Origin of the sequence: Streptomyces boncukensis (genome assembly GCF_011045075.1) — a bacterium.
In the GTDB taxonomy this organism is placed as follows: Bacteria; Actinomycetota; Actinomycetes; order Streptomycetales; family Streptomycetaceae; genus Streptomyces; species Streptomyces boncukensis.
The window spans coordinates 1-1,505 of the sequence record NZ_JAAKZZ010000941.1; the positions used below are offsets into that span (position 1 = coordinate 1).

Sequence of the window (1,505 nt, forward strand, 5' to 3'; positions counted from 1 at the left end):
GGGTGGAAGCGGAGAGCGCGCGGGAAGTCCGAGAGACCGGGGAAGCCCGGAAGGTTCCGGTGGCCCGGGAAGTGGCGCCGGAAGCGGGAGCGGGTTTCCGGCGCGGAGCCCGTGGCTCAGTCCGGCACGGGGCCCGTGGCGGAGGGGTGGTACGGGGACGAGGCGCGTAGGCAGCGGTTCTCCGCGATGAAGGAGGCGTCGGGTGGTCTGATGCCGGACTTCGAGCCGCGCCGCGAGGAGTGAGGGCGCCTTCGGGTGCGTCCGCGGGTGCGCCTTCGGGTGCGGTGCTGTCGCTCGCGCAGTTCCCCGCGCCCCCCACGGGGCACGTCTCGCTCCCGGTCACGCCACTAGGGGCGGTTCTCCAGGAGGGGGCGGATCTGGTCGGGGAGGAGGCGCTTGCACTCGTCGCGGGACGCCTGGGTGAGCGCGTCGTCCTTACAGGTGTAGTAGTCCTGGTACACCATCTGCACCGTGAACGTCGCCGCGACGATCGCCAGCGCCAGCGAGGCCATGACCAGTCCGCTGATCGCCGCCGTCTTCTGCGCCTTGGCCGCCTGCTCGGGCGTGGCCGTGATCTTGAGCCCCTGGTTGCCGAGGGGGCGCTCGCCGCCGCCCGGAGCGTCGGAGGCGTCCGTCGTACGGTCCGTCCCCGCGACATCCTCCGCCGTTGCGCCGCTTCCGCGCCGCCGTGCTCCGCCGCCGCGTGCGCCGTTCCTGCCGCGCAGCGCGTGGATGCTCCAGTAGAGGGCCAGGGCGCCCAGCAGCAGCGCGACATAGTGCCAGCCGAGCAGGGCGAAGAAGAGGCCCCAGATCCCGGCGTGCAGCGCGTACCGCGCGTGCCGCTGCAGCGGGTCCCGGGGATCCCAGCGCAGCCCGCGCTGACCTCCGGGGCCTCCGGAGCCTCCGGGGCCTCCGGAGCCGCCGCCCGGTCCGCCGGTGCCGCCCGGTCCGCCGGACCCGGTGCCGCCGTTCTCGCCGCCGCCGAACCCGCCCTTCTGGCGCCCCGGCTGACGGCTGCTCCACTGGCTGCCCCAGGCCGGGGGCTGCTCGTCCGCCCCGCTGTCCTGGCCGCCGTCCTGGCCGTCGCCGTTCCGGCCGTCCCCTTCCCGGCCGTCTCCCTCCTGCCCGCTGCTGCTTCCCTCGGTGCTGCCCTGGTGACGCGGCTGCCACGGCTGGTCCGGCTGACCCTCCGGCGGCGGCGCGAAGGGGTTGTCCTCGTGCTCCCCGCGGGGGGAGCTGTCGGATGCAGCCGCGCGGCGGCGTCGGTCGGTCATCAGGGTGTGTCTTCCATCGGAGGGGTCGGCAGATACGGATCCGTGCCACCGACGCTACCTGCCGCGTGCGCCCCCGTCCCCTGGGGGCCGTGCGGAGTGCCGGTATCGTTGCCGACGGTCGAGGGCTTCGTAGAGTTCCCTGGAAACCAGGACTCCACGCGCTTGTGCGACCGTACAAACCTCCTGACGCCGAGAGAGAGCCCGTCGTGGCCGCGCCGCTGACCCACCGCC

Annotated in this window: 2 protein-coding genes; one reads left to right on the plus strand and one right to left on the minus strand. The window is 74.3% G+C overall.

Annotation, left to right across the window (positions count from 1 at the left end):
* Window positions 1–111: 111 nt before the first annotated feature.
* The gene (locus tag G5C65_RS40290; RefSeq protein WP_277608163.1) at window positions 112–243 is read left to right on the plus strand and encodes a hypothetical protein; all 132 of its coding nucleotides are present in this window, start codon (window positions 112–114) and stop codon (window positions 241–243) included.
* A 104-nt stretch (window positions 244–347) separates the two neighbouring features.
* Here G5C65_RS40290 and G5C65_RS37175 read toward each other — a convergent pair whose 3' ends face one another.
* Window positions 348–1,274, minus strand: coding sequence for a hypothetical protein (locus tag G5C65_RS37175; RefSeq protein ID WP_165303446.1), 927 nt, complete (start codon window positions 1,272–1,274; stop codon window positions 348–350).
* Window positions 1,275–1,505 lie beyond the last annotated feature (231 nt).

What these genes read in the sequence shown, in the direction of transcription:
- G5C65_RS37175 (WP_165303446.1), bottom strand. Translation starts at nt 1,274, where the DNA reads ATGACCGACCGACGCCGCCGCGCGGCTGCATCCGACAGCTCCCCCCGC.